Raw genomic sequence first — 26,043 nt, forward strand, 5'->3', positions numbered from 1 at the left:
TCGTCTTACTACCAATTTTCTGCTTTGCTTTGGCTACCATGTTGGCAGACTCGAAAGTAAACAGAAAGATCAACTGGTAGTAATCCGTACTGAACATATTATACATTATTTTCAGTATAGTTGAGCTTATTATTGACTAGAGTCATGCTCCATCCGGGTTGGCTGGTAAGTCCATCATAGAGGGGCTGCTCTGTCGCGACAGCGTTGTGGAGCAACAATGGGCCATAGATGGGACGGGATCCCTTTCTATTCGACCCATTGAGCAGTCATCATCAGGTGTCCAAGTTCTCGATCCGAACCGGCTCAAGAGGTTCTGCCAGCGGAAACCCCAGCACCTGGGCATAAAAGTAAAGCTCTGCCTCCAAGGCCCGTTTGATGTTGGCCGCCTGGCGAAAGCCATGTTGCTCTCCCTCGAAGGGCACATAGGCCACTGGGATCCCTTTGGCCCGCAGCGCTGCCACCATCCTCTCCGCCTGATTGGGGGGCACGATGGCGTCTTCCAACCCTTGGAAGAAGATAACCGGACAATTGAGGCCCTCCAGGTGATGAATGGGGGAACGCTCCCGGTAGAGATCCCGCCGCTCTGGGTAGGGGCCAATGAGGCTGTCCAAGTAGCGAGACTCGAACTTGTGGGTCTCCTGGGCCAGGGCTTCTAGATCGCTCACCCCGTAGTAGCTGGCACCCGCCCGGAAGACCCTGTGGAAGGTCAAGGCCGCCAACGTGGTATAGCCGCCAGCGCTGCCCCCTTGAATGAGCAGCCGTTCCCCATCCACCTTGCCCTGTTCTGCCAAAAATTGGGATCCGGCAATGCAATCTTCCACATCCACCAGGCCCCACCGGCCTTTGAGGGCATCCCGATAGGCCCGCCCATAGCCGCTGCTGCCACGGTAGTTCACATCCAAAACGGCAATCCCCCGACTGGTCCAGTATTGGATCCCCAGGTTGAGCACGGCTGCCGTCGCCCCGGTGGGCCCGCCGTGGCTTTTCACCAGCAGGGGTGGCTTTTCGCCAGCAGGGGCAACAAAGTCTCGGTTTTTGGGGGGATAGAAGAAGGCGTAGGCCACTTCCTTGCCGCCACCGGTGGGAAAAACAATGGGCTCTGGGATCGACAGATAGTCGGGATCCACCGCCACGCTGCTGGAACGGGCCACCACCTCCACTTGGCTGGAGGGTAAGTCTAGGCAGACCAAGGCAGTGGCTTCCGTCGGGGATCCGGCCAGGAAAGCGGCTTTTTCCCCACTCACCTGCAAACCGCTGATCTGGGTGTAGGGCAAGGGGATCCCTGCCAACTGTCCTGAATGGGGATCCAGATAAGCCAGATGAGACAGCCCGTCTTGTTCATAACAGGCCAGGATGCGCCCATCGCCACAGAAGCCGTAGGTGCTCAGGCCAAACACCCACTGCGGCTCTCCAAACTCCGCTTCCATAGGGCAGAGGGGAATGGGGCCCTGGGGATCCCAGCGATAGAGGTTCCACCAGCCGCTGCAATCGGAAACAAAGTAGAGATCCCCTTGCGGTGACCACTGGGGCTGGAAGATCGACTCGGCAGGGCCACCGGCTAGCTTTTGAGGTTCTCCCAAGCTGCCGTCAGGGTTCACCTCAGACCGCCACAGCTCTGTGCCGTCCCAGGGCATTTGGGGGTGATCCCAGGTCAGCCATACCAAGGTCTGGCCGTCTGGACTGAGGCGCGGGCTGGCGTAGAAGTCGTGCCCAGAAGCCAAAATCTGCTGGGATCCACTTGCTAAGTCAATCGAGACAAGGCTGTTTTCCGGCTCTCCCTGGCGGCTGTGATCCTCCCGCACACAGAGGATGCGTCCACGCGCCCGATCCACCACCCCGTCGGCGTAGCGATAGGGGCCTGCTTCTGTCAGGGGCTGGGGATCCGAACCCGGCAGCAGGCGGTAGAGCCGTTGGTCAGCGAAGTTGCAAAAATACACTACCCCTGCCGACACCCAATAAGCTCCACCCCCATACTCATGCACCCGTGTCCGCACATTGAAAGGTGCCGGTGTCAGCTCCACCAGGATCCCGTCGGCAGAGCGCCGCATCAACACATTGCGCCCTTTTTCTTGCGGGCGGCCCTCCGTCCAGTAGAGATCCCCCTGATCCCAAACCATCTGTCCCAAGCGCAGGGATCCCGTCACCACCAGGTCAGCGGTAATCGGGGATCGCCAAGATCCATAGCCGGCCTGTTGCACCATAAGCTGTTAACTCTCAACTAATTCTCGACCCCAGAACCCCTATTATGCCGGCAGCAAGGGATCCCTGCCTTTGCCTACAGCCTGTGGGGAAAGGGAGCCGAGAACAAGCTCGGATTCTGGGAAAAGGTATCCCGCGATACAATTCTCTCCGGGCTGAATGGGTTTGATGGAACACGTTAAGGCAACAGGGACGCACGACGCTTTCTCGACTGCAGGATTAGCCTTTTCCTCTGTTGATGTTGGGAAGGCATTCGGTGAAAGCCTCAGCCGACTGCAGTTGGGCAAATTTAACACATGGGCGAGGTGATGAGCTAAGTGCTTCCCTCTGTTGGCCGGGCTGCTGCAACAACTGGACTTCTTAATACCCTTTGCACTCACTTCGTTTCGGAGATCACCGATGGCTCTATCTTTTAATCGTCGTCAAGTGCTGAAAATGGGCGCTCTGGCCGGAGCCGGGGCTGCCCTAGGGCCGCAGATCTGGGTGAAGCGATCCGTGCCCGCCTACGCCCAGGGAGAGACCATCCGCGTTGGCATTTTGCACTCCCTTAGCGGCACCATGGCCATTTCGGAAACCAGCGTGGTGGATGCGGAAAAGCTGGCCATCAAAGAGATCAATGCCGCCGGTGGGGTTTTGGGCAAGCAGATCGAGCCGATTATCGAGGATGGGGCTTCCGATTGGCCAACCTTTGCCGAGAAAGCCACCAAATTGATCGATGTGGACAAGGTGGCAACGGTATTCGGCTGCTGGACTTCGGCCAGTCGCAAAGCGGTTTTGCCGGTGTTTGAATCCAAGCAGCACCTGCTCTGGTATCCCGTGCAGTACGAAGGACAAGAGTGCTCCAAAAACATCTTCTACACCGGCGCTGCCCCCAACCAGCAGATCGAGCCTTCGGTGGAATGGCTGCTCAAGAACAAGGGCAAAGAGTTCTTCCTGGTGGGATCCGACTATGTGTTCCCCCGCACGGCCAACACCATCATCAAGGCCCAGTTGGAAGCCCTGGGGGGCAAGGTGGTGGGTGAAGACTATCTGCCTTTGGGCAGCACAGAAGTTACCCCCATCATCAGCAAGATCCGGGCCGCTCTTCCCAATGGCGGTGTGATCTACAACAGCTTGAACGGCGACAGCAACGTGGCCTTTTTCAAACAACTGGAAGGGGCAGGGCTGGGGCCAGATCGCTATCCTTCCATGTCCGTCAGCATTGCCGAAGAAGAGGTACAGGCCATCGGCCCCGAATTCTTGGAAGGGCACTTCGCCGCCTGGAACTACTTTATGACGGTGGATACGCCTGCCAACAAGAAGTTTGTGGAAGCTTTCAAGGCAGAATACGGCCAAAACCGCGTCACCAACGACCCGATGGAAGCCGCCTACATCATGGTTTACATCTGGAAGCAGGCGGCAGAAAAAGCGGGAACGGTGGAGATCGACGCCGTGCGGCAGGCAGCCTACGGCCAGACCTTCGATGCCCCTGAAGGCTTGGTAACCATGAACACCAACCACCACCTGACCAAATATGTGCGGATCGGCCAGGTGCGCTCCGATGGCTTGTTTGATGTCATCTTTTCTACGGATGCCGTGGAACCACAGCCCTGGAACCAGTTTGTGGCAGAGACCAAGGGCTTTGCCTGCGATTGGTCAGATCCGGCCAAGGGCGGTCGCTACAAAGTCAGCTAGTCCTGGCCAGGGCTGGGATCCCTTGCCGTTTGGATAGGGTCGGGGATCCCGCTCTGCCGCTTAAGAAGCTTCCCCGGTCAAGTTGGAAGGAGGATCCCCTGCCGATGACCTTGCTCTTGGATAGCTTGTTTAACGGCCTTAGCATCGGCACCGTCTTGCTGATAGCCGCTCTGGGCTTGGCTATTGTTTTCGGCCTCATGGGGGTCATCAACATGGCCCATGGGGAGCTGATGATGTTGGGGGCCTACACCACCTTCGTCGTGCAAAATGCTTTCCGGCCACTGGGGGATCCCTGGCGGGATCTGTACATCTTTCCAGCTTTGGTAGCTGCCTTTGCCGTCACGGCTCTGGTGGGACTAGCCCTGGAGCGGGGGGTGATTCGCTTTTTGTATGGCCGACCCTTGGAGACCCTTTTGGCCACCTGGGGCGTGAGCCTGATCCTGCAGCAGTTTGTGCGCAGCGTCAATTGGGTGCTGGCTTTCCGCTTGGGGGCCTTCGCGGTGCTCTTTTTTGGCGGCTGGTGGCTCTTGGCCAGGCGAACGGATTGGCCGCGCCTCAAAGGGTGGACGCTGGCGCTGCTACTGGTGCTTTCCACGGCAATTGCAGCGGTGGGGGGGCGGGTGCTGGCGCAAACCTATGCTTTAGCAGTCACTCAACCCTGGTTTGGAGCCCAGAACAAAGATGTGACCGCTCCTCGTTGGCTGGGGGGTGGGATCCCGGTGGGCAGCCTGTTTTTGCCCAATACCCGCCTGTTTATCATCGCCCTCACTGTCTTCTGCATCCTAGGGCTGTACTTCTTCTTGCAGCGCACCCGCTGGGGGCTGCGCATCCGGGCGGTTACCCAGAATCGGGCCATGAGTGCCTGTGTAGGGATCCCTACGCAAAAGGTGGATGCCCTTACCTTTGCCGTCGGCTCGGGTCTGGCGGGAGTGGCCGGCGTAGCGGTCAGCCTGCTGGGATCCGTGGGGCCGAACACCGGCCAAAACTACATCGTGGATACCTTTATGGTGGTCGTGGTGGGGGGTGTCGGTAAGCTTTTGGGCAGTATTGTGGCGGCGCTTGGGATCGGGATTGCCAACTTTGTCATCGGCTCAGGGACGCTGGCTTTGATTTTTCCCAACGTGCCCATCCTGACCGATACCCTCAACTTTTTTGCCACCACGAGCATGGCCAAGGTGATGGTCTTTGCTTTGATCGTGGCCTTTTTGCAGGTGCGACCTCGGGGCCTTTTCCCCGAAAAAGGTCGTATGGTAGATGCCTAGGGAATGATCTCGCTTGGCGAAAACTCTAGGACCAGACTCTCCATCTTCTACTCCCTCACAAAGCCCATGAAACTGGTTCATTCCCCCCGTGCTGATCATGAAGTGGCTGCTCCCGCCGCGGGTGGGGATCCCAATTCTTCTCGCAAGCTTCTGTGGGAGGCCGGGATCCTCATCGTTTTGGTGCTGGCCTTGATCTTTGTGGCCCCAACTGTGCTGTCTGGCTTTCGGCTCAACTTGTTGGGGCGGTTTCTGGCCCTCAGCATTGTAGCTTTGGGAATCGACCTCATCTGGGGCTATACCGGCATGCTCAGCCTGGGGCATGGGGTGTTCTTTGCCTTGGGGGGCTACGCTCTGGGGATGCACCTGAAATTGCAATTGCCGGAAGGTCAGATACCGGAGTTTTTCAGCCTCTACGGGGTAACGGAATTGCCCTGGTTTTGGTATCCCTTTTATTCATTTCCGTTTACGGCTGTTGCTGTGGTCTTGATCCCGGCTTTGGTGGCGGCAGCCCTGGGGTATTTGGTGGTGAGAAATCGCATCCGAGGGGTTTATTTTTCCATTTTAACTCAGGCCACCACGATCATTTTCTTTAACTTCTTCAACGGCCAACAGCGCTTAATCAACGGCACCAACGGCCTGACCAACTTCCAGACTTTGTTTGGCCTAGATGTCAACTCGTCCGAAATGCGCTTTGCTGTCTATGTCACTACAGTTCTGGCGGTGGTTTTGGCTTACCTTCTCTGTCGTTGGCTCACCAGCGGCTTATTCGGTCGGATCCTGGTAGCCATTCGAGATGACGAGCCACGGGTTCGTTTTTCCGGCTACGATCCCACCGGCTTTAAAGTGCTGATGTTTGCCGTGTCTGCTGCCCTGGCAGGCATTGCCGGAGCTTTGTTTACCTTGCAAACCGGGATCATCTCTCCCAATGCGATGGCCGTTCCCTTTTCCATTGAAATGGTGATCTGGGTGGCGGTGGGCGGTCGGGCCAGTTTGGTGGGGGCAGTGCTGGGGGCTCTGTTGGTCAACTTTGCCAAGAGCTTGCTGAGCGAAAATTTTCCGGAGATTTGGCTGTTTTTCCAGGGGGGATTGTTCCTGTTGGTGGTGCTGGTGCTGCCGGATGGACTGGTGGGTTGGGTGCGCACCCAAGGCAGGCAACTTTGGGTCACCGTTCAGCTTTGGCGCAGGCGTTTGGCAAATACTTCTCCAGCCTAAATCTGGCTTTCTCTTGAGGATGTCAGTTATGTGCAAGATATAAGTTTAAGGTAAGAGGATCCCATGGGTGAGCCAGCGATGCCAAGTTTCCTCTCCTATTTGATGGGTTTATTTGATGGGTTGAGAATCCGGTTTGACCTTTGGCCTTTCCGTTCTTGGATGTGATCCCTATGCTCACTGCAGCTCCCACCGCCACCCGACAAATTTTACAAACTCAGGATCTCACCGTCAGCTTCGACGGCTTTAAGGCTTTAGATGGGTTGAACTTCTCTCTGGAGGAAGGGGAGCTGCGGGTGGTCATCGGTCCCAATGGGGCAGGCAAGACTACGTTTCTCGATGTGCTGACGGGCAAGGTTAAGCCTACTCGAGGCCGGGTGCTGTTTAAAGGAAAAGATCTGACCAAGCTCAAGGAACACGAGATCTCGATTTTGGGTGTTGGGCGCAAGTTTCAGACGCCGCGGGTCTATCAAAACTTGAGCGTGCGAGAAAACTTGGAGCTATCCCTCAACCCTGACAAAAGGGTTTTTTCCACCCTATTGGGCAAAAAGCATCTGCGAGAAAAAACGGATGCTCTTTTGGAAACCATTGGCCTCAGCCGTAAGGATCGGGTTCCGGCAGGGCTGCTTTCCCACGGAGAAAAGCAATGGCTGGAGATCGGCATGGTGATCGCTCAAGATCCGGATTTGCTGCTGCTCGATGAATGCGTAGCCGGGATGACAGATAAAGAAACAGAAGCTACAGGAGAGTTAATTCAATCCTTAGCCCAAAGCCACACCATTTTGGTGATTGAACATGACATGGTATTTGTCCGGCAAATTGCCCGTAAGGTTACTGTTTTACACCAAGGCTCGGTGCTGTGCGAAGGTACCTTTGAGGATGTGAAAAACGACCCGCGAGTGATTGAGGTCTATCTCGGATCCCACAAGGGGAAAAACTAAGCAAAGAGGCTATAGTTCTGTATCTAATCGACTCATGCGCAGGTCTATGAATACGGAAAACGCGACCGCAACACAAAACTTATCCCGAGATGGATCCGGGCCTCTCCTGGAGGTCTCCAACTTGAGGGTTTACTATGGTCAGAGTTTAATTGTGAAGGATCTCTCTTTTAAGATCTTTCCCGGCCAAGCGGTCTGCCTTCTGGGTCGCAATGGCATGGGCAAAACCACCACGCTTAAAGCCCTGATGGGACTTCTGAAAGACTGCACAGGCAAAATTGCTTTTGAGGGCCGTCCTATCAACCATTACCCTCCCAATTGGCGAGCCCGCGCCGGTATCGGCTATGTACCCCAAGGTCGAGAGATATTTCCCCGCCTAACGGTTGAGGAAAACCTGCTGGTGGGGCTAGAAGCGGCACCGGACAGAGAACGGATCATACCTGAGTTTGTCTATGACCTATTCCCAATTCTGCGTTCTTTTCTTAAACGGCTGGGTGGGGATTTGAGCGGTGGGCAGCAGCAGCAACTGGCCATCGCCAGAGCTTTGGTGGCAGAGCCCAAACTTTTGCTCCTGGATGAGCCTACAGAAGGGATCCAACCCTCCATCATCATCGAGATTGAAGAAGCCATCACCCGTATTCAAAAGGAGCGGGGCGTTTCGGTGTTGCTGGTGGAGCAGTATTTTGAGTTTGCCCAAAGTCTGGCCGATTACTTTTATCTTATGGAAAATGGATCCCTTATCATGGAGGGGCCGACTGACCAAATGGACGAAGAAAAAGTTCGGGCTCACCTCTCCATTTGAGGGGAAGCCATGTCATATTCACTGCTGATTACTTACCAAATCACTTAATGCTTAATGTCCGCCCATCTTGTGGCCAACTTCTTTGAGATCCACGCTGCTGATAGGACTTTCATAGACGATCCGACCGCCCGCCATCACCAGCAAACGATCGGAGAGCTTGAGAAGCTCGTCCAGATCTTCGCTGATCAGCAAGACGGCAACTCCTCGGTTACGAGCATCCACAATCTGCGAGTGAATGTAATCTACTGCCGCAAAGTCCAGACCAAAACAAGGATTGGCGGCGATCAAAATTTGTGGATCTCCGGCGAGTTCCCGTGCCAAAATGGCTCGCTGGACATTACCCCCCGACAGGTGGCTGATGGGAGTTTGGGCTGCAGGCGTTTTCACCTTAAATTGCTCGATTAACGCGCGGGCAGAGCGCCAAATCTCTTGCCAGATCAACATCCAACCTTTGGCCATAGGATCCCGGTCATAACGACGCAGGGCCAAGTTTTCGCCAACGCTCATGTTGGGGATCGAGGCATTTCTCAGAGGTTCCTCCGGCAAACAGCAAACCCGGTGGCGCACCATTTCTGCGCGGGTGGCCCTGTACAGTTGCCCGTTGATCTTGATCTGCCCGGCTGTAGCCATCCGCTGCCCGGCCAAGACTTCCATCAACTCCCGCTGGCCGTTGCCGGAAACGCCGGCAATTCCCACAATCTCACCTCCATGAACAGTCAGGGTCACCCCCCGCACAGCGGGCAAGCCATTGTCCTTGTCAGCCTGGATCCCTTCAATTTCCAGCAGAGGGGATCCCCCTTTGACCAAGGCTTTCTCCAACTGGATCTGCACCTGTTGCCGGCCCAGCATCATTTCGGCCATTTCTGCTGTGGATAAATCTTTCACTTGTCCATGGCCGGCCAGCTTCCCACGTCGCAACACCGTCACCTCATCGGCAAAGGCATTCACCTCGCGAAACTTGTGGGTAATGAGCAATACACTCAGGTCGCCAGCTTCCACCGAACGACGCACAAGGCCCAAGACTTCGTCGGCTTCCTCTGGCGTGAGCACAGAAGTAGGCTCGTCCAAGATCAGGATCTTGGTGTTCAAATAAAGCTGCTTGAGGATCTCGACCTTCTGCTTTTCTCCTGCCGATAGTTCGGAAACAAAAGCCCGCAAGTTGACTTGGAAAGGGGCTGTTTCCATAAAATCTGCCAGCTTTTTTTCCTCTTCTTTCCAGTCAATCACCAAAGGCAAATCTGGGCGGGCCAAGACCAAGTTTTCCGCCACAGTCATGGCGAGTACAGAGGTGAAATGTTGGTACACCATGCCAATGCCGTAGTGATAGGCATCCCGTGGGCTGTGGATGGCACGAGCTCGTTTATCAATGCAAACATCGCCAGAGTCAGCATGATAAAAGCCCATCACGCACTTGACGAGGGTGCTTTTCCCGGCTCCGTTTTCCCCAAGTAAGGCATGAAGGGATCCCGGCTTGAGTTTCATCGAGACGTGGTCTAGGGCCAACAGGGATCCAAATCGCTTGGTGAGGTTGACGACCTCCAGTTCCGGGGGGGCTTTCCGTGCTGTTGAGATTTCAGTTTGGGCAGTGGTAGTCATGGTTGGTCAAGATCTCCTGGTTTGGGTGTCTCACGTAAAGACACGTAAAGAAACGAGGTCTAGTCGGTTTTGAGTTCCTGAAGTACTGCTATCAGGGCACCTGAATCGGCAACTGCCCCGAAAACCCCCCCTTGCATCTGGATCATCTTCAGAGCAGCGAGATAATTTCCGTAGTCTGTGGCACCTGTGCAATCGGATAGCAACAAACATTCATAGCCCCGGTCGTTGGCTTCTCGCATGGTGGTGTGGACGCATACATCGGTGGTGATGCCCGTCAAGATCAGGTTTTGGATGCCTTTGCGCCTCAGGATTAAGTCCAGATCGGTGGCATAGAAAGCGCCTTTGCCCGGCTTGTCGATGATCACCTCCCCTGGCAGAGGAGCCAGTTCCGGGATAATTTCCCAGCCGGGTTCTCCTCGCACCAGGATGCGCCCACAGGGACCGGGATCCCCAATGCCTGCCCCAATGCGTTGACTGCGCCAGCGCTTGTTTTCCGGCAAATCTGATAGATCGGGGCGATGGCCTTCGCGGGTATGCACGATGAAAAAACCCAGGGCTCGCATTGCCGCCAAAACCCGTCGGATCGGCTCTATGGGGGCACGGGTGAGGGAAATGTCGTAGCCCATTTTGTCTACATAGCCACCTACCCCGCAGAAATCGGTCTGCATATCGATGACGATCAGGGCGGTGTTCTCAGGCCGTAAGTCACCGTTGTAGGGATAGGGGTAAGGTTCTGCCGCAATATAGGATCCCATAGCACCTCTGGCAAATCAATTCAATAAAGAGCAAAGAAAGAGCAAAAGCCCAATCAAGAGGGATATCCAACCCAAGCCTTCGGGTCACCCTGCGCTTGACCTCGGCTCTCCCAAGTTAAAGCTGGGGCGGTGAGCCTTGGCCAGAACCCTGCCAAGATAGAACACAGCTTGCCATTTCTATCCGCAGGTTTGTGTCTCCTCCGATTCACTTCACTGCAGAGCCCTGGCTGCACACCTACAGCGAAATTATCGATGTGCGCTCTCCGGCAGAGTTCGCAGAGGATCATTGGCCGGGAGCCATCAACTTGCCTGTACTCTACGATACAGAACGGGCAGAGGTGGGCACGCTCTACAAGCAGGTGGATCCCTTTACAGCCCGCAAACGAGGGGCAAGCTTGGTGGCCCAGAACATCAGTCGCCACTTGCAAACCCATTTTGCCGATAAAGATCGCGATTACCGGCCCCTAATCTACTGCTGGCGGGGAGGGCAGCGCTCTGCCAGCTTGGCATTGGTGTTGTCCCAGGTGGGCTGGCAGGTTACGGTTTTGCAAGGTGGCTACAAAACCTACCGGGCCTGGGTGCGCCGACAGCTGCAGATCTTGCCCCAGGAATTTACCTACCGAGTGCTCTGCGGACCAACAGGGAGTGGCAAAACCCAGTTGCTTCACCATCTGCGCCAACAGGGATCCCAAGTTCTCGATCTGGAAAAGCTGGCCTGTCACCGGGGATCCCTTCTGGGGGCCGAGTGGGGGGTGCCGCAGCCCAGTCAGAAGAGCTTTGAAAGTCAACTGGTGCAGGTTTTTCTCCAGTGGGATCCCGCCAAGCCAGTCTGGGTGGAGGCTGAGAGTGCCAAAGTGGGCCAGCTCCATCTGCCGCCTGCCCTTTGGCAAGCCCTCACCCAAGCCGACTGTGTCGAAGTGCAGTTGCCTCTAGAGGAGCGGGTGAAGGGGCTGATCGCCCATTATCCCCACTGGATTGCTCACCCCCAAGCGCTGAAGGAAAAATTGCTGCCTCTGAAGTCCCGTCTTGGCCAGGCCCGCCTGCAGCGTTGGTTTGAGCTGATCGACGCCCAAGAGTGGCCGCAGTTTGTGCAGGAGTTGCTGGAGCAGCACTACGACCCCACCTATCGACACGGGCTGCAGCAAAACTTCAATCGCCTTCGGGCCCGGATTGAGCTGTCTGACCTTTCCGAGACCAGCCTCAGGGAAGCCGCCGCTCGCCTCATCGAGATGCCGCTTGGATCCCTGGCTAGGTGAGCACAATAAACTCCAAAGCCCGCAACACCTCAAACCAGTCGGAAACTTCCAGCCGAACCGTGGAATCGGCAACCCACCGGCAGCCGGGATAAAAAGACTTGCGGTAGGCGCGAGCGGGATCCTTGTAGTCCACTTCCAATTGAAAGTGATCCGGCAGTGGGCGAGGCCGGTAGGCCGGCAGCCGCCTCAGGGATCCCTCTACACCTTGGCGGATGGCCTGTAGAACCTGCTGCGGATGTGGCGTAATGACCGACTGGCCTATCCCTTTGTGGGTGACCACCGTCTCGATTTGGGCGTCATAAGCTTTCGCTGCGGCACACACCTCCGCATCTCCGGCTACAAACACAACTGGGACTCCCTCATAGGCAGCCGTGAGGCTGACCAGGTGAAACTCGGCGATGGCCTGGCCGTTCAGCCGGATTTGGCTAACTTCGGTGGTGTAGGTGTGGGCGAGGGGGTTGGCAGCAGATCCGGCGCGGGCATGATAGCCGATTAGGAGCAGGGCATCGTAACTGCGATCCAACTCTTGCACCATACAGTAGGGGTGGCCGCTCCAGCCGCGGATGAGTTGCACCGGCTCCGGCAACCGTTCGGGGATGAGGTTCCGCCCGGAGTCATGGGCATCTTTGACTGTGATCTGCATGGCTCCGGCAGCCAGGGATCCCTCACAAGCCGCGATCACTTCTCGGGTCATCTGCTCTCGGAATGGCTCGTAACCCGGCTGGCCGATGGTGGCCTCATCCCAATGGCTGATGCCGGCAATCCCCTCGATATCGGCGCTGATATAAACCTTCATGTTTGGCTCAGTAGACTCAGCATTGGATTCTGTCGGGCTCTATCCACCCTCAGATGCCGCTCAACATCGCTCTGGGCAAGGGATCCAAGCGGTTATTTCCCTTGCGAAAGCTGCCCCTGTCTCTGTTACGGATCCCTTCCCTATTCTCAAGAAGCTCGGATGAAGAATAAAGACTCCGTCCCGCTGAGGGGATCAGAGAGCCACCAAAGAAGCAGATACCCCCTGCTGTAACTCCGACAACAATGAGGCCGGACGCCCCTTGTAGGGCCAGGCAAAAGCGTGACGAAAGGCTGCTTCCTGGCAGTGTTTGAGCTGCTCGAAATCGATAATGTCGTGGGTTAGCAGGTTTTCGTACTCAAACGGCAGCCGCACATTGTGCAAGCCGGCGTTGTCGGTGCAGATGGCGATATCCACCCCCGCCTCAAAGCAGCGGTCAAAGACAATCTTGAGGGGCTCCAAACTGGGCAGGGTTCCCGTTTTTAGATAGGTGGTGGGACAAACTTCTAGGCATTGTCCTCGCCGTGCCAGCTCCGGCAGCAATTCTGGATAGTGGAGGGGGATCTGAATGCCGTGGCCGATCCGCGAGACATAGGGCAGCAACTGTGGGTAGCAGCCATCCAAAGTTTCGTACAGGTGGGCAGTGGTTTTCAGGCCGCGGGCCAGCGCATACTTGAACAGCTCAATCCACTCGTCCATCCGTTCGCCGTAGGGCTTGTCTCCCCCGGCCAGGTCGATGGCACACACATACTCCGACTCAGCGGCAGCTTCCACCATGGCCCGGTTGATGTGGCTGGGCAGGCGTGAATGCAAACAGACGATCTGGGTGGTGACGATGGGATACTCCCGCTGCTGGCTGGCCTGCCCCACCGTCTCGATTACCTGGCGCATCTGCTTGAGGCGCTCCGCCTCATCCAGGCTGGGATCCGTGCGCAGGTAGGGGGTGTAGCGAATCTCTAGGTAGGCCAGATCCTCAAAGATGTAGGCTCCCCGCAGCAGGCGGTAGATAAAATAGGGCAGGGTTTCCAGGGTCTGCACCTGTTCCACCAGCGTGTGCAGCTCCAGGTAATCCTCGAGGGTGTTGCGCGGGCGGGTGTAGAACTCCTCAAACTCGGCATAGGTGGGAAAGCGCTCTGCCAAAGGGGATCCCTGGCGATGAAAGTAGCGCCACAGAATTCGGGGGACAACCGAACCGCCCAAATGACGGTGCAACTCCGCGTGAAGTGCCATAAACGCTCTACAGTGGCCCGCCAGGGGGCAGACTTGGTTTGTTTAAGTACTATTTCTACTCTTATCCTACTCTTATCCAACCGCCTCAGGCTTGTCCAGGTCTAATCCCGCAAGCCCGGCTAGAAGTTTAGATCGTCAAGCCGATCCCCTGCCCATCGTGATAGGCGGCCAGCAGTAGGTCGGTGGTGGTATCCCAAGCAATCTCGCCCGAGCGCGATAGAGCAATGGCCCCAAAGGAGCGGCGACGTTGGCGGGCCTCTTGAAAAGACTTGGCCATGGCAGCCTTCAGGCTGAGGCCATCTTCCACTCGAATCACAATCCGCGCCGCCAAGCTCTCATCCAAAATATCTTCCCCGACACCAGTACAACTGACCCCCGCCGCCGCACTGGCATAGGTTCCCGCTGGAGTGGCCGAATCGCTTACTCGCCCCACCCGTTCAAACCCCCGCCCGCCGGTGGAGGTGCCGGCACAGATTTGCCCCTGTTGATCCAGGGCCACCGCCCCCACCGTGCCCATGGCCAGAGCAGTGAGAACCCTGGTCGGGGGATGGGTTTGACGCAACTGCACCCACTCTTGAACCCGCTTGAGAGTGGCCGGATCATAGACCGGCAACTGCAGCTCCCGCGCCAGCTCTGCTGCCCCTTGTTCGGCCACCACGCGATCCGGGCTTGATTGCAGAGCCTGGGCCATGAGGATGGGATGCTGAACCCGGCTGACGTTGATCACCCCGCTAAAAGACTGGGTGGCCCCGTTCATGAGAGCGGCGCTCATGCGGATTTGCCCATCCGATTGCAAGACCGACCCCGTCCCGGCATTGTAGAGCGGATCATCCTCCAGCAACTGGCAGGCATGCATCACCGCCGCCTCGGCACTCTGCCCAGCCAACAGCAGCTCGTAGGTGCTCTCCACCACCTGCCGCAGGGATCCCCTCACTTTTTCCAGGCTGCTTTCCCCTTCCAGGGCGCTGCCGGCTCCGCCGTGGATGATCAGTTTGGGTTGAGGCATGATGAGATTGGTTACCTTGGGAGGACAGTGGGAGATTATTTTTGATTTTCGGGTACAACATTCACCAATGCATCTGCTCCATCCCAGGGATCCCAACGCAAAGGGAGAGGGAGCCTTAAGATAATCCTGTAGATTTGCTAAGCATAGATACTCAAGGGCGATTCTGGTAAAGGGCTGTCGGATTGCAGCCGGCAGGGATCCCCCTGATGGTATGGCACAAGCGAGGTTACATCTATGGCGCTGCCCAGCTTGCACGAGTTTCCTTGGCTGACCACGGTCATCGCTTACCCTGTGTTGGCCGCCCTATTTATTCCCCTGATCCCAGCACCGGCTGGGGATCCCAGTACCCGCGCCTACGCACAAAAGTTGGCCGAGCGGATCCGCTGGTTTGCTTTGTTCATCGCGGTCACGGATCTGCTGATTCTGCTGGCCGGCTTCTATGTCGGCTACGATCCCGGCCAGACGGGCTTGCAACTGCTGGAGCGCTACACCTGGGTACCCCAAGTGGGCTTGAGTTGGTCGGTGGGAGCTGATGGCCTCTCCATGCCCCTGATCCTGCTCACGGCGTTTATCACTACCCTAGCCATCTTGGCCGCTTGGCCGGTCACCCTCAAGCCTCGCCTCTTCTACTTTTTGATGCTGGCCATGTATGGCGGGCAGATCGGGGTGTTTGCCGTGCAGGACATGTTGCTTTTCTTCCTGATGTGGGAATTGGAGCTGATCCCGGTGTACTTGCTCCTCTCCATTTGGGGTGGGGCAAACCGCCTCTATGCGGCCACCAAGTTCATCCTCTACACGGCCCTCAGCTCCCTGTTTATCTTGGTGGCAGGTCTGGCCATGGCCTTCTACGGGGATCCCATCAGCTTTGACATGACGGATCTGGCCCACAAGACCTATCCGCTCACCTTCCAACTGCTGATGTACGGGGCCTTCCTCATTGCCTATGGGGTGAAGCTGCCCATTTTCCCCTTGCACACCTGGCTGCCCGATGCCCACGGAGAAGCCACCGCGCCGGTGCACATGTTGCTGGCCGGGATCCTGCTCAAGATGGGGGGCTATGCCCTGATGCGCATGAATGCGGGCATGCTGCCGGATGCCCATCTTTACTTTGCGCCGGTGCTGATCGTGCTGGGGGTGGTGAACATCATCTTTGCGGCCCTCACCTCTTTCGCCCAGCGCAACCTGAAGCGGAAGATCGCCTACTCTTCCATCAGCCACATGGGCTTCGTGCTCATCGGTATCGGATCCCTGACGGAGATCGGCATGAGCGGCGCCATGCTGCAGATGATCTCCCACGGGCTGATCGGGGCCAGCCTGTTCTTCTTGGTGGGGGCCACCTACGACCGCACCCATACGCTGGAGCTGGAGGAAATGGGCGGCGTTGGCCTGAAGATGCCCAAGATCTTCTCCATGTTCACCGCCTGCTCCCTGGCTTCGCTAGCCCTACCCGGCATGAGCGGCTTTGTGGCCGAGATCATGGTGTTTATCGGCATGGCCACCACCGATGCTTACTCTCTCCCCTTCCGGCTGGTGGTGGTTTTCCTGGCAGCAGTTGGGGTGATCCTGACCCCCATCTACCTGCTGTCGATGTTGCGGCAGATTTTCTTTGGCCCAGAGAACAAAGAGCTCACCGAACACGAAGAGTTGGTGGATGCCGAGCCACGCGAGGTGTTCATCATCGCCTGCCTGTTGATCCCAATCATCGGCATTGGCCTCTATCCCAAGCTGGTGACCAGCCTCTACGACCAATCCACCAACGCCTTGGTGGCGCTGCTGCGGCAGGAGCTGCCTCAAACTGGTGAGACGGTTGCCCAAGCCCCTGCCCTCTACAACAACTGAATAATAATGTTGAATTGAGATGAGAACTGAGGGTCGGAAAGGGATCCACTCCCTTTCTATCCCCTATTGGGCTTGCGGCCCTCACCAGCTTGAACTTGCATCCAGCCAAACAAAGTTGCAATTGTCAGTTGGATCCCTTGGGCAAACGCAGGAGTGGGGATCACCTCTTGGGGATCCTCATGTACTGTCGGCTGCTGCCCGGCAGGGTAGGCGAAAACAACCCTTTCTTCGGGATCCACCACCCACCCCATTTGGCAGCCGTGGGCCAAACCGATCAGGATTTTTTTGACCAGCTTCATTTGATTTTGATTGGGAGAGAAAATCTCGATCATCCAATCCGGGCAAAAGGGGATGAGATTTTGAATGGTGCCATCTTCATCTACAGGGATCCGATCCCAGGGGATCACAGAAATATCGGGCACAATCGCGTATCCGGCGAAGGTGCAGCGCAGCTCTGGAAATGCCATTCCCAGTTGAGAAGGCTCCAACATCTCGTTAATGAAGCTACCCAGTTTTAGTTGGAGACGGCTGTGTTTTCCCTGTGGCATGGGCTTCTGGATAATTTCTCCTTTGATGAACTCGCTGGCGGGCTGAGTTTCCGGCTGTTGTAGAAAGTCTTCCAGAGTTAGAGGCTTGGCAGATAGACTGACCATGGCTTTCTCCCATCACGCTGCTATCCGATTAACAATAGACTGAGAAAGTATCAAAGCTGATCAAATCAAAACAGATCCCTGTCACGTTGTTGCCAAGTCATTTGGCGGTCATAAGGGCTTTTGCCGGAAAACAACCCCATCAGCGGCCCCAAAATGGCCCCAAACACAAAACCGCCCGCATGGGCCCAATAGGCAATCCCCCCACCCTGCATACCGATGTTAGTAGGCGTCTGTAGGCTGGCAATGCCGTAGAAGGCTTGCTGGATGAACCAAAAGCCTAGGAACACCCAAGCCGGAACGTAGAGGGTTGTGATGAAAATACCCAAGGGCACCAGGGTCAGAATCTCGGCCCGTGGAAAACGCAAAATATACGCTCCCAATACGCCAGCAATAGCGCCGCTTGCCCCCAGTGAAGGAATGGGGGATCCCATGTCGAAAAACCACTGCGTTAATGCAGCCAAAGCTCCGCAAGCCAGGTAAAAGATGAGGTAGCGCACATGGCCCAAGCGATCCTCAACGTTGTTGCCGAAAACCCACAAAAAAAGCATGTTCCCGCCAATGTGGAGAAAGCCCCCATGCAGAAATTGTGAGGTGAATAGGGTTATCCATTCCGGACGCGACGAAGAGGTGAGCTCCCCTCGAAAACTGGCCGTCAACTCTGTCGGTACCACTGCCCACTCCCGGAAAAAAGCTGCCAGCTCTTGTGGCGACAGGGTTAGCTGGTACAGAAAAATTAAGATGTTAACGATCACCAGGGCATAAGTGACATAGGCTGTGCGGGTGGTTGGGTTGCGATCTTGCAGGGGTACCACAGTTCAGATCCGGTTGACGTCACCCTCTAGCCTAACCTGTCCTTTCCCACCCCCCCAGGCTCACCTCTAAGCCCCTACCTGAGGCTACACTGGGGTAGTCGGCTGGGAGCTATGCTTGCAGACGGATCCCTTGCCGACGAACGCATCTCGGCCAAGCTCGCTCGGCAGAGAATGGACTACAAGATAAGGATTTAGAGGAGTGGATTGATGTCCGAGGTTGAAAGCCCCACTGCCCCGCTCAAGTTTTTGATCGTCGAAGATCATCCAGAGGTGGCCCAGAACAACTGTGAGTGGCTGCAACGGATTGCAGCCGATGCTCAGTGCATTACGGTCACCAACCCTATGGACGCCATCCTGCGCTTGCAGCGGGAACAACCGGACTTGGTTGTAGCCGATCTGCTCTACGGTCAAACCAGCGGGGAGCAGTCTGCCGAGCCTGGCCTAGAGTTCCTGCGTCATATCTTTGAGAACTACCCCACCCTAAATGTGATGGCCTATTCCAGCGAGCCGCTGCTGCTAACTCCATTGGTGGGCCTGATCAGCAAACACCAGGGTGGGTTTGCCGCGGTCAACAAAATGGAACGGCGCACCGTGTTTCTGGAGGGGGCCAAAAGCGCCCTCAATGGAGAATTGCGCATGCCGCGGGAGTTGCGCGGTCTTACGAAGCTGACGGAACGAGAAATTGAGGTCTTGAATTTGCTCTGCAAAGAAGCCCTCACCGACCAAGCCATTGCCGATCGCATTCACACCAGCAAGAAGACCGTACAAAACTGTATCCAAAGGCTCAAAGAAAAGCTAGATATTTTCGGCTCTGAGGATGAGATCAACGCCCGCGTTGCCATGTGTATGACAGCCGTTCAGAAAAAGATTATCCAGTGGTGAAACAGAATAGATTATGAGTTTGTCTCTAAACACTACTTTGGCATAGATTGCCAATGGAGCTTATCCAAGAAGTGAGGGGGGATAAGTGATGTTATTAGAGGCCGAGACAAAGCTGGTACGGGATAAGTCACTGGGATACCTCGTAGCAACAGAAGAAACGCCAATCGAGAAATGGAGCCCTTTTACTTTGCTGATGCGTGTTGTGTCGGTATCTTTATCTACATTGCTACTTATTGGACTTCCTATCTTCGCAGTTCTATCGGCAATACTTTCTGCCTTAGTGACATGGATCCCTAGCACTTTGGCCAGTGGCATACCTCCTATTGCTATGGCTTTTTCTGGATTGTTGGGTGGTTTATCGATGCTTCTTTAGTACTATTGGTACTCAAATCAACCCTATAAATCTAGGGTTGTTATTTTGAGCAATGGCTTCATTGTGAACGTGGACTTCAGTAAGAAGAGTGTCGGTTTTGTCAAATCAGAATGCTACCCATACTACAGCTACTACATCAATTGCCAAGGAAATCCTGTCGTATCTATATCTTCCCCGTCTTTGCCTTTGATGAGGTATGTAGCCAGCTACATTTGCTCCACGCGCTGGAAAGGCATGAGAGAAGCAATTGAGCGTGGACAAGAGGTTTCATTTGGATGCGTTGCCATAAGTAGGGAGTACGTTAGAGTCAAGGATTTCGGTTCTTCAGAGCGATTGTTATTTAGGATCCAGGCTATCAAAGAGATTAAGCTGTGCATTGATAGTGAGGATGGTTACGTATTCCGCCTGGAGTTTATCTCAGGGTCTAGGTCAACAAAGAGCTCTGATTGTTACTTCCGCTGTGACAAGGTAGATAACCTCCATCTATTTTTTAAGACACTCAAGCTTGTGGGTATCCCTATGAACCTTTCTGAGCTTCCAGCACGTCTCACCTTTGAGAATCATATTAGAGAATCATATTAGACAGGCAACAGATGGCTAGACACCAACCGAATGGAGGAGGCACCGATCTTTGGGTACAGCCTTTCCAGGAGATAAGCAAGGTAGTACTGCACGGCAAAGACAAAGAGCACGCATGAGGAAAAAGCAGGCTTCCATAGCTTCCGCCTTTATTTCCTCGAGACGACTGGGCGCCGGACAGCTTTCAACTGGGATCAGCGGATCCCCAGTGCAGAGGCAAACACGCTGTGGCCCACTATGGCCTCTACCAAAACACTGATGGCAAACCCCAGCATGGCCAGCCGTCCGTTCCATCGCTCGGCCTTCTCCGTCCAGCCAATCTCCCACTCCGGCGGGGTATCGCCGTCTTGACCGTACTGCGGCACGTACCGCGGGCGACCAGCGCCTTCCCAGCCAGCAGGGCGCTTGGAGTTGAAGAAAGCCATCGAGCCAATCACAACAGCGGCCACCAGCCCGGCCACCATGACGGCAATGTAGGGGAGGAAGGGATTGTCAAGCATCATCGGACTGTCGAGATAGGGATTGAAGGGTGAAAAAGCTCCCAAAAAGGGTAGAGCTGTAACATCTCAAAGCCGAAGAGAAAGTCTGTGAGATGTCCAATGTGGCTCTACCGAAAAGTTCTTCGACAAATTATTGCAGGTTATTGCAGACCTAGCCACTGGGCGAGAGTGCTGGCAAAAACACTGTGGCCCAACGCCGCTTCCGTAGCGATGCTGATCACCAAGCCCAACATGGCCAAGCGTCCATTCCAACGCTCCGCTTGCTCTGTCCAGCCTGGGATCCAGTCGTTGGTGGTGTCGTAGTACTGGGCAACAGAAGCGGAGTCCAAGCGAGAAGGGATCCTGGGAGAAGATTGCATTGTCAATACCTCATATCGATTGCTGTAACTAATCTTAACATCAGGTTACATTTTGTGACAAGCTTCGCTTTCAGGTCAGGGAGGAAGGGATCCCTGGCCGTTGCAACGGTTTGGGCAGAGGGGTTGGCCGAGGGCTGGCCGGAAGCGATGTCATACTGAGGGAAGCAGGCTTTTTGCGCAGACCATGGCGGTATCCCCCCTTTCTTCTTTCAAGCTTGATCATTCTTTCGACCTGGCTGCCCAGGTGCGGTCAGATTTTCCGATTTTGCAGCGCCAGATCAACGGCCACCCGCTGATCTACTTTGACAACGCTGCCACTTCTCAAAAGCCACTGGCAGTCCTGCAGGCGATGGATCATTACTATCGACACTGCAATGCCAACGTGCATCGCGGGGTGCATACGCTGAGCAACGAAGCCACAGATGCCTATGAGGGGGCGCGGGAAAAGATCGCTCGTTTTGTGAACGCGCCTTCTCCTCAGGAGATCATTTACACCCGCAATGCCAGCGAAGCCATCAATCTGGTGGCCTACAGTTGGGGCTTGAGCCATCTGGAGCGGGGGGATGAGATCGTCCTCTCGGTGATGGAGCACCACAGCAACCTAATCCCGTGGCAATGGGTGGCCCAGAAGACGGGAGCCCACCTCAAGTTCATCCAGATCACGCCAGAGGGAGAGTTGGATCTGGAGCACTACCAATCTTTGCTCAGCGACCGCACCCGCTTGGTGGCGGTAACCCAGGTCTCCAACATGCTGGGATCCATCAATCCCGTCCAGGAGATTACTGAACTGGCCCATCGTTACGGAGCCAAGGTTTTGCTGGATGCCTGCCAGAGCGTGCCCCACATGCCTGTGGATGTCCAGGCGCTGGATTGCGATTGGTTGGCCTTTTCGGGGCACAAGATGTGTGGCCCGACGGGGATTGGCGTCCTCTACGGCAGGCGGGAGCTGCTGCGAGCGATGCCTCCCTTTTTGGGCGGGGGAGAGATGATCGCCGATGTGGACTGGGATCACGCCACCTATGCGGATATCCCCCACAAATTTGAAGCCGGTACGCCGGCGATTGCCCAGGCGGTGGGGCTGGGGGCAGCCGTAGATTACTTGAGCCAGATCGGTCTGGAGCGGGTTCATGCCCATGAACAAAGGTTGATTGCCCACCTGTTGGACGGGATCCAGCGCATAGCGGGTATTAGGGTTTATGGCCCCAAGGATCCGGCGCGACGGGCAGGGCTGGTTAGCTTTTCGGTGGAGGCCGTCCATCCTCACGACCTGTCTACTTTGCTGGATGAGCAAGGCATTGCCGTTCGAGCGGGGCACCACTGCACTCAACCCCTCCATCGCTATTTGGGAGTACAATCCACTGCCCGAGCCAGTGTTTACCTGTACAACACGTTGGCGGAGGTGGATCGCTTTTTAGACGTGTTGGCAGAAGCGGTGGAGTTCTTCAGCGTTGCCCTAAGCTAGGTCGTGTTGATCTTAAAGCAGTACCGACATCTATTTTCTCGTTTTGACAAATTGGCAAGAAACTTCTTGAGTTTTCTCTATCTCGTCAGTGCTCTCTTTTGGCTCAAGTATAAAGATCAACACAACCTTGCATTCCTCCCGACCCTCGCCCTGTGGGCAGAGGGCAGGGCTCCTGTGGCTTCTAGCTGAATCTCTAGCGGACGGAGTAGGCTGCTGAGACGGCAGGCAACTGCAGGGAGAGGGATCCCAGCGGGGCCAAGGTGGTGCCGGGGTAGTAAAAAGCGAGGATTTGCGCCGCGTTAAACCCCTGCCGAGCCAGGGTATAGGAGCCGTACTGGCTCAAGCCCACCCCATGGCCGAAGCCGCCGCCGATAAAGCGATAGCCCGCCAATCGCTCCCCTTGTTTGAGAGGCTCTATCCGAAACAGGGTGCTGTACAGGCGGGGAAAAGCCAAGCGCACCTGATCTTTGCGCAAAAGAATGGAGTGGATCCCTTCTGCCGTCTGCAAGTCCAATTGCATCGCCTGCACCCGGCCACTGGCGGAGCGCTCCAGGATCTGCATTCCCGCGATGCTGCTCCAAGTGGGCATGGGGATCCCCAGGTAGTCTTGGCCGGCGCGCAACTGGGTGTTCAGCTCCTCCAGAGATAGGGAGAACTCCCAGCGGAATAGGCGGGATACCCCTGCTTCGTTGAAGCCCTCTCGTTGGGCCAAAAACGCCTGGAAGCTGCTCTCCTGCCGCAAATCCAAGGGCTTACCCGGTTGATGGGCAATATCCGCTTGCCGGCGCAGGTAGGGGCGCGGATCCCCCTCCCAAACATCTTCAAAGGCCGCCGAGATGCCGCCATTGGTAGAGGAATAGACAGCATCCACCAGCTCGCCATTGTAGGTGAGCACCAGGCCACTGGTTTGGCGAATGGCTTCGTCTGCCCGTGGGTGAGTTCCGGTCAACCCCTTGTAAACCTGGCAATGGGTATTGGCGCAGAGCTGATAATCGTCAACCTGAAAGCGGTGGAGGTTCTTGAGGGCGTAGGTGCGCGCCAAAATCGCCTGGGCGGCCATCGCGGCAAAAGGGGCCCCTGGCCCCACCTCGTGGGGAACTACCCCCCGCAAATAGGTTTCCAGAGGCACGGCATTGACCACAGTGTAGCTGCCGTAGGCATTGGGCTGAAAGGTGATGGATCCGGCATAGTAGTGGTCGTTCACCCGTAGATAGCCGGCATCAGAGGTCACCCTGAGGCGGGTGCGGTGGTAGCGAAAGTGTTCATGGATCCAGCTCAGCTCCGCCCGTTCTCGCCGCTCCTGCACCTCGAGCCGCACATGGGGGATCCCTTCTTTCTGGGCATACTGCTGAATCTGGGCCAGTTGTTGCGGGGTGTAGGCGCGGCTGGCCCACACCTGCCATTCTTGCGGCTGGGCGATCTCGGTGCTGATGCCCAGAGACTGCCAATGGTTGGCATTGGCCTCGGCACTCTCAAAGCTTTTGTGGCTGCTGAGAATTAGACGATATACGGTTTCCGGGGAGGTCAGGGCGCGATTGACAATGCCAATGCTGACCCGAGGCGTTCGCTGCGTTTGGGTGCTGCCGTCTGCTTGGGCAAATTCCAGGGTGAGAAGGGATCCCGTCGGCGCTGCCAGCTCCACCTGATCCGTCTCAGAACGGCCAAAGCGTTGCACAATGCCTATGTGCAGGATTGGGTTTTCGGGGGTGGCCGCCGTGGCAAAGGTCTCTTCGCCAACGCCGGTCGCGTCGGCGGCATGGAGCGCCAAGGCCGTCAGCAACAGGCCCAAGCCGGAAATGAGGGTGCTCTGCTTGCAGGACGAAGTCCTTGAAAACCGGCGAGGTTTGGCAGTGGGAGGCTGACAACTGGCCATGGCCGCTTTATCCTAAAACACACCCTGTCGATTTTACCCGCATCTTTTCTGGCCCACCTGCAGTGGTCGCGTTAGCGGTGCGGAGCACCATGGATGCTTTTCCTCGCATGTCTGTTCCCGACGACGGGTTCCCAATCGCCACGGCGGGACGCCGCCCCTCTTTGCACAAGGGATCCGGCTGGCGGCTGGGCTGGGATCCCACCCGTTCCCCTTTTGTTGCTCTGGTGGGGGGAGAAACCTGGGCGCTGGAGCTCACTCAGGAGGAGTGGCAAGCGTTTGTGCAGGGGGTGCAGCGCCTGCAGCAGGATATGGAGGCCATCGCATCCCAACTGATGGCGGAGGAGAGCATTACGCTGGAGCAGACTTTCCCTGCTTTGACCCTGATAGCCAGCGGCAGCGCCACTGCCTGGGGTCTCTATGTGCAATTGCATCAAGGCCGGCGCGGAGAAGGTTTTTGGCCTGCTGATGTTGTCCCTGAGCTGTGCCAGGCCCTCGCCCAATGCTTTGAGGAAGCTCTCTAGCCCCCTGAAGCCTGCAGTCTGGATCCCTGCCCAGGGTTTTTGGGGCGAAGCTACAACCCCTTGATTCCCTTCAGCGCCTGAGAGAACCGATGGATCTGCACCATCTGCACACTTACATTCGTCCCCGACAGCTTGAGGACTTGACCGCCTGGGATCCCGGCTGGAACTGGCTGGCCGGGGGGACTTGGCTCTTCTCCCAGCCGCAACCCCACCTGCGGGGACTGGTCGATTTGCATCCTCTGGGCTGGAATGAGCTGGAAATCAGCGCAGAAGGGCTAAAACTGGGGGCAACCTGTACCTTCCAGCAACTGCTGCAATACCCTTGGCCGCCCCATTGGCCGGGGATCCGCGCCCTGTGCGAGGGAATGGCATCTTTGGCCTCTTTCAAAGTGGCCCACCTGGCAACGATAGGGGGAAATCTCTGTCTGGCCCTGAGTGTCGGTGTCGTAGCGCCCGTGTTGATCGCCCTTGAGGCCACCTACACGCTGATCGATCTGCAGGGATCCCTGCGCCACATCCCCGCTCAGGACTTTCAAACCGGCCCCCAACAAACTCTGCTGCAGCCGGGGGAAGCCTTGCGATCCATCTGGATCCCGGCCCAACGCCTGCGCAGCCCCAGCACCTTTCAGCGGCTCGGCATCACCCAAACGGATCCCGCCCTGGTGATCGTTGCCGGATCGCGCGATCCCGACTCAGGCAACTATCGCTTCGGGCTCAATGCCGCCCTTTCGCCCCCACAACTGATCCAGATGGGATCCCGGCCCAATCCAGAACACCTTCCCCAACTTTTGGCAGAGCAAGCCCACGGCTGGATCGCGGATTTTCGGGCCAGCGCCCTCTACCGCCAACGCATGAGTGAGGTATTGATTCGCCGCTGTATAGACATCTTGGGCTAATCGGGGTATTGCCCCATCCCAACAGGGGGCTGAGAACGACGTACTCATCCTGCCAAAGCTCCCGCCGCTCTGAAAGTAAAGGTTTTAGGCGTGGGTCAGTGCCCCAGTTTGAATCGAAATGACCATAAGTCTGACATTCCCGTCCATAGGATTGAGATAGCCACAGGCAAAAATTCATCTGTTGCTGTTCCAAAAATGGGTAACACATAAAAGTTTGGGGCAGTAGCAACTGGCAGTGTCACCCCATAGACAGCCGCGAAAACAGTTCACAGTGAACTCAGATTTATCTGGCCTTAAAACTTGAAGCCAGTTTACAAAAAATTTACCTACAGTTGATATCCAGTGGGGTTTTGGATTCAGCTAGAAATCGCAGGAGCCCCGCACTGTACCCGTAGGGTCAGTGCCCGGAGGAATGCGCTTTGATGAAGTACAATGAACTTATGAGCCAAGTCCTGACCGTCTCCTGTAAGCTCAAGGCATCCCAGTCGCAAGCCGCCAAATTGGACGCGACGATGGAGGCTTTTGGCCAAGCCTTGAACTGGGTCAACCAGAACACGCCGGAGAAGATCGTCAA

The 26,043-nt window shown here is 56.2% G+C and carries 22 protein-coding genes and 2 pseudogenes; 13 read left to right on the forward strand and 11 right to left on the reverse strand.

Annotated features, from left to right (window positions below):
- Positions 1 to 272: 272 nt before the first annotated feature.
- Positions 273 to 2,201, reverse strand: a complete 1,929-nt coding sequence (locus ACVWZ1_RS04085; protein ID WP_457502595.1) for a S9 family peptidase — start codon at positions 2,199 to 2,201, stop codon at positions 273 to 275.
- 397 nt (positions 2,202 to 2,598) lie between these two features.
- Between ACVWZ1_RS04085 and urtA the strand changes: the two genes are divergently transcribed.
- The 5 genes from urtA to urtE all read left to right on the forward strand — a co-directional run bounded on the left by urtA (position 2,599) and on the right by urtE (position 8,084).
- Positions 2,599 to 3,873 carry an urea ABC transporter substrate-binding protein gene (urtA, locus tag ACVWZ1_RS04090; RefSeq protein WP_457443472.1) on the forward strand — a complete coding sequence of 425 codons (1,275 nt, stop codon included), beginning with the start codon at positions 2,599 to 2,601 and terminating at the stop codon, positions 3,871 to 3,873.
- Between the two features lie 104 nt (positions 3,874 to 3,977).
- Complete coding sequence (gene urtB, locus ACVWZ1_RS04095; RefSeq protein ID WP_457502596.1) at positions 3,978 to 5,135, forward strand: urea ABC transporter permease subunit UrtB; 1,158 nt, start codon at positions 3,978 to 3,980, stop codon at positions 5,133 to 5,135.
- A 3-nt stretch (positions 5,136 to 5,138) separates the two neighbouring features.
- Positions 5,139 to 6,347 carry an urea ABC transporter permease subunit UrtC gene (gene urtC / locus ACVWZ1_RS04100; protein ID WP_457502597.1) on the forward strand — a complete coding sequence of 403 codons (1,209 nt, stop codon included), beginning with the start codon at positions 5,139 to 5,141 and terminating at the stop codon, positions 6,345 to 6,347.
- Between the two features lie 170 nt (positions 6,348 to 6,517).
- A complete protein-coding gene (urtD, locus tag ACVWZ1_RS04105) occupies positions 6,518 to 7,285 on the forward strand; it encodes an urea ABC transporter ATP-binding protein UrtD (RefSeq protein ID WP_414389525.1) in 768 nt (255 codons plus the stop codon).
- Positions 7,286 to 7,319: 34 nt separating this feature from the next.
- Positions 7,320 to 8,084, forward strand: coding sequence for an urea ABC transporter ATP-binding subunit UrtE (gene urtE, locus ACVWZ1_RS04110; protein WP_457502598.1), 765 nt, complete (start codon positions 7,320 to 7,322; stop codon positions 8,082 to 8,084).
- A gap of 51 nt (positions 8,085 to 8,135) precedes the next feature.
- Here urtE and ACVWZ1_RS04115 read toward each other — a convergent pair whose 3' ends face one another.
- Together ACVWZ1_RS04115 and biuH are read right to left on the reverse strand one after the other, a co-directional pair.
- Positions 8,136 to 9,680, reverse strand: coding sequence for an ABC transporter ATP-binding protein (locus ACVWZ1_RS04115; RefSeq protein WP_414357519.1), 1,545 nt, complete (start codon positions 9,678 to 9,680; stop codon positions 8,136 to 8,138).
- Positions 9,681 to 9,739: 59 nt separating this feature from the next.
- A complete protein-coding gene (biuH, locus tag ACVWZ1_RS04120; protein ID WP_011430738.1) occupies positions 9,740 to 10,435 on the reverse strand; it encodes a biuret amidohydrolase in 696 nt (231 codons plus the stop codon).
- Positions 10,436 to 10,626: 191 nt separating this feature from the next.
- Between biuH and mnmH the strand changes: the two genes are divergently transcribed.
- Positions 10,627 to 11,691, forward strand: a complete 1,065-nt coding sequence (mnmH, locus tag ACVWZ1_RS04125) for a tRNA 2-selenouridine(34) synthase MnmH (RefSeq protein WP_457466170.1) — start codon at positions 10,627 to 10,629, stop codon at positions 11,689 to 11,691.
- Here the strand turns inward: mnmH and ACVWZ1_RS04130 are convergent.
- From ACVWZ1_RS04130 to ACVWZ1_RS04140, 3 genes are all read right to left on the reverse strand, one after another.
- Positions 11,684 to 12,487, reverse strand: a complete 804-nt coding sequence (locus ACVWZ1_RS04130) for a M55 family metallopeptidase (RefSeq protein ID WP_457466172.1) — start codon at positions 12,485 to 12,487, stop codon at positions 11,684 to 11,686. The two genes, mnmH and ACVWZ1_RS04130, sit on opposite strands and share 8 nt — an antisense overlap.
- 192 nt (positions 12,488 to 12,679) lie before the next feature.
- Entirely contained in the window at positions 12,680 to 13,714 is a 1,035-nt protein-coding gene (locus ACVWZ1_RS04135) for an amidohydrolase family protein (RefSeq protein ID WP_414357521.1), read from the reverse strand.
- A gap of 127 nt (positions 13,715 to 13,841) precedes the next feature.
- Complete coding sequence (locus ACVWZ1_RS04140) at positions 13,842 to 14,720, reverse strand: isoaspartyl peptidase/L-asparaginase (protein ID WP_414521817.1); 879 nt, start codon at positions 14,718 to 14,720, stop codon at positions 13,842 to 13,844.
- A 234-nt stretch (positions 14,721 to 14,954) separates the two neighbouring features.
- Here ACVWZ1_RS04140 and ACVWZ1_RS04145 point away from each other — a divergent pair, with 234 nt between their 5' ends.
- The gene (locus ACVWZ1_RS04145) at positions 14,955 to 16,559 is read left to right on the forward strand and encodes an NAD(P)H-quinone oxidoreductase subunit 4 (RefSeq protein WP_414331642.1); all 1,605 of its coding nucleotides are present in this window, start codon (positions 14,955 to 14,957) and stop codon (positions 16,557 to 16,559) included.
- A 56-nt stretch (positions 16,560 to 16,615) separates the two neighbouring features.
- On the opposite strand, the gene ACVWZ1_RS04150 is transcribed toward ACVWZ1_RS04145, so the two are convergent.
- Entirely contained in the window at positions 16,616 to 17,212 is a 597-nt protein-coding gene (locus ACVWZ1_RS04150) for a Uma2 family endonuclease (protein ID WP_457502599.1), read from the reverse strand.
- A gap of 65 nt (positions 17,213 to 17,277) precedes the next feature.
- Positions 17,278 to 18,024, reverse strand: a complete 747-nt coding sequence (locus ACVWZ1_RS04155; RefSeq protein ID WP_457466176.1) for a rhomboid family intramembrane serine protease — start codon at positions 18,022 to 18,024, stop codon at positions 17,278 to 17,280.
- Between the two features lie 207 nt (positions 18,025 to 18,231).
- Here ACVWZ1_RS04155 and ACVWZ1_RS04160 point away from each other — a divergent pair, with 207 nt between their 5' ends.
- A complete protein-coding gene (locus ACVWZ1_RS04160) occupies positions 18,232 to 18,906 on the forward strand; it encodes a response regulator transcription factor (RefSeq protein WP_011433588.1) in 675 nt (224 codons plus the stop codon).
- Positions 18,907 to 20,052: 1,146 nt separating this feature from the next.
- Here ACVWZ1_RS04160 and psb35 read toward each other — a convergent pair.
- The gene (psb35, locus tag ACVWZ1_RS04165; RefSeq protein ID WP_457466180.1) at positions 20,053 to 20,361 is read right to left on the reverse strand and encodes a photosystem II assembly protein Psb35; all 309 of its coding nucleotides are present in this window, start codon (positions 20,359 to 20,361) and stop codon (positions 20,053 to 20,055) included.
- A gap of 137 nt (positions 20,362 to 20,498) precedes the next feature.
- Positions 20,499 to 20,717 (reverse strand): hypothetical protein, encoded by a 219-nt coding sequence (locus tag ACVWZ1_RS04170; RefSeq protein ID WP_414374672.1) that lies wholly within the window; start codon positions 20,715 to 20,717, stop codon positions 20,499 to 20,501.
- Positions 20,718 to 20,901: 184 nt separating this feature from the next.
- On the opposite strand from ACVWZ1_RS04170, the gene ACVWZ1_RS04175 reads away from it, so the two are divergent.
- Both ACVWZ1_RS04175 and ACVWZ1_RS04180 read left to right on the forward strand, forming a co-directional pair.
- On the forward strand, positions 20,902 to 22,179 hold the full coding sequence (locus ACVWZ1_RS04175) for a cysteine desulfurase (RefSeq protein ID WP_457502600.1): 1,278 nt from the start codon (positions 20,902 to 20,904) through the stop codon (positions 22,177 to 22,179).
- A 12-nt stretch (positions 22,180 to 22,191) separates the two neighbouring features.
- Positions 22,192 to 22,287: pseudogene (locus ACVWZ1_RS04180) on the forward strand (IS5-like element ISSoc13 family transposase); the annotation flags it as partial.
- A gap of 85 nt (positions 22,288 to 22,372) precedes the next feature.
- Here the strand turns inward: ACVWZ1_RS04180 and ACVWZ1_RS04185 are convergent.
- Positions 22,373 to 24,052: a SpoIID/LytB domain-containing protein gene (locus ACVWZ1_RS04185; protein WP_457502601.1), complete on the reverse strand. Its 1,680-nt coding sequence runs from the start codon at positions 24,050 to 24,052 to the stop codon at positions 22,373 to 22,375.
- 89 nt (positions 24,053 to 24,141) lie between these two features.
- Here ACVWZ1_RS04185 and ACVWZ1_RS04190 point away from each other — a divergent pair, with 89 nt between their 5' ends.
- From ACVWZ1_RS04190 to ACVWZ1_RS04200, 3 genes and pseudogenes are all read left to right on the forward strand, one after another.
- Positions 24,142 to 24,573, forward strand: coding sequence for a DUF1818 family protein (locus ACVWZ1_RS04190; RefSeq protein ID WP_414358272.1), 432 nt, complete (start codon positions 24,142 to 24,144; stop codon positions 24,571 to 24,573).
- Between the two features lie 89 nt (positions 24,574 to 24,662).
- Positions 24,663 to 25,469: an FAD binding domain-containing protein gene (locus tag ACVWZ1_RS04195; protein ID WP_414408849.1), complete on the forward strand. Its 807-nt coding sequence runs from the start codon at positions 24,663 to 24,665 to the stop codon at positions 25,467 to 25,469.
- Positions 25,470 to 25,909: 440 nt separating this feature from the next.
- Positions 25,910 to 26,043 (forward strand): annotated as a pseudogene (locus ACVWZ1_RS04200) (RNA-guided endonuclease TnpB family protein); the annotation flags it as partial.

This window comes from Thermostichus sp. MS-CIW-25, from assembly GCF_054060015.1.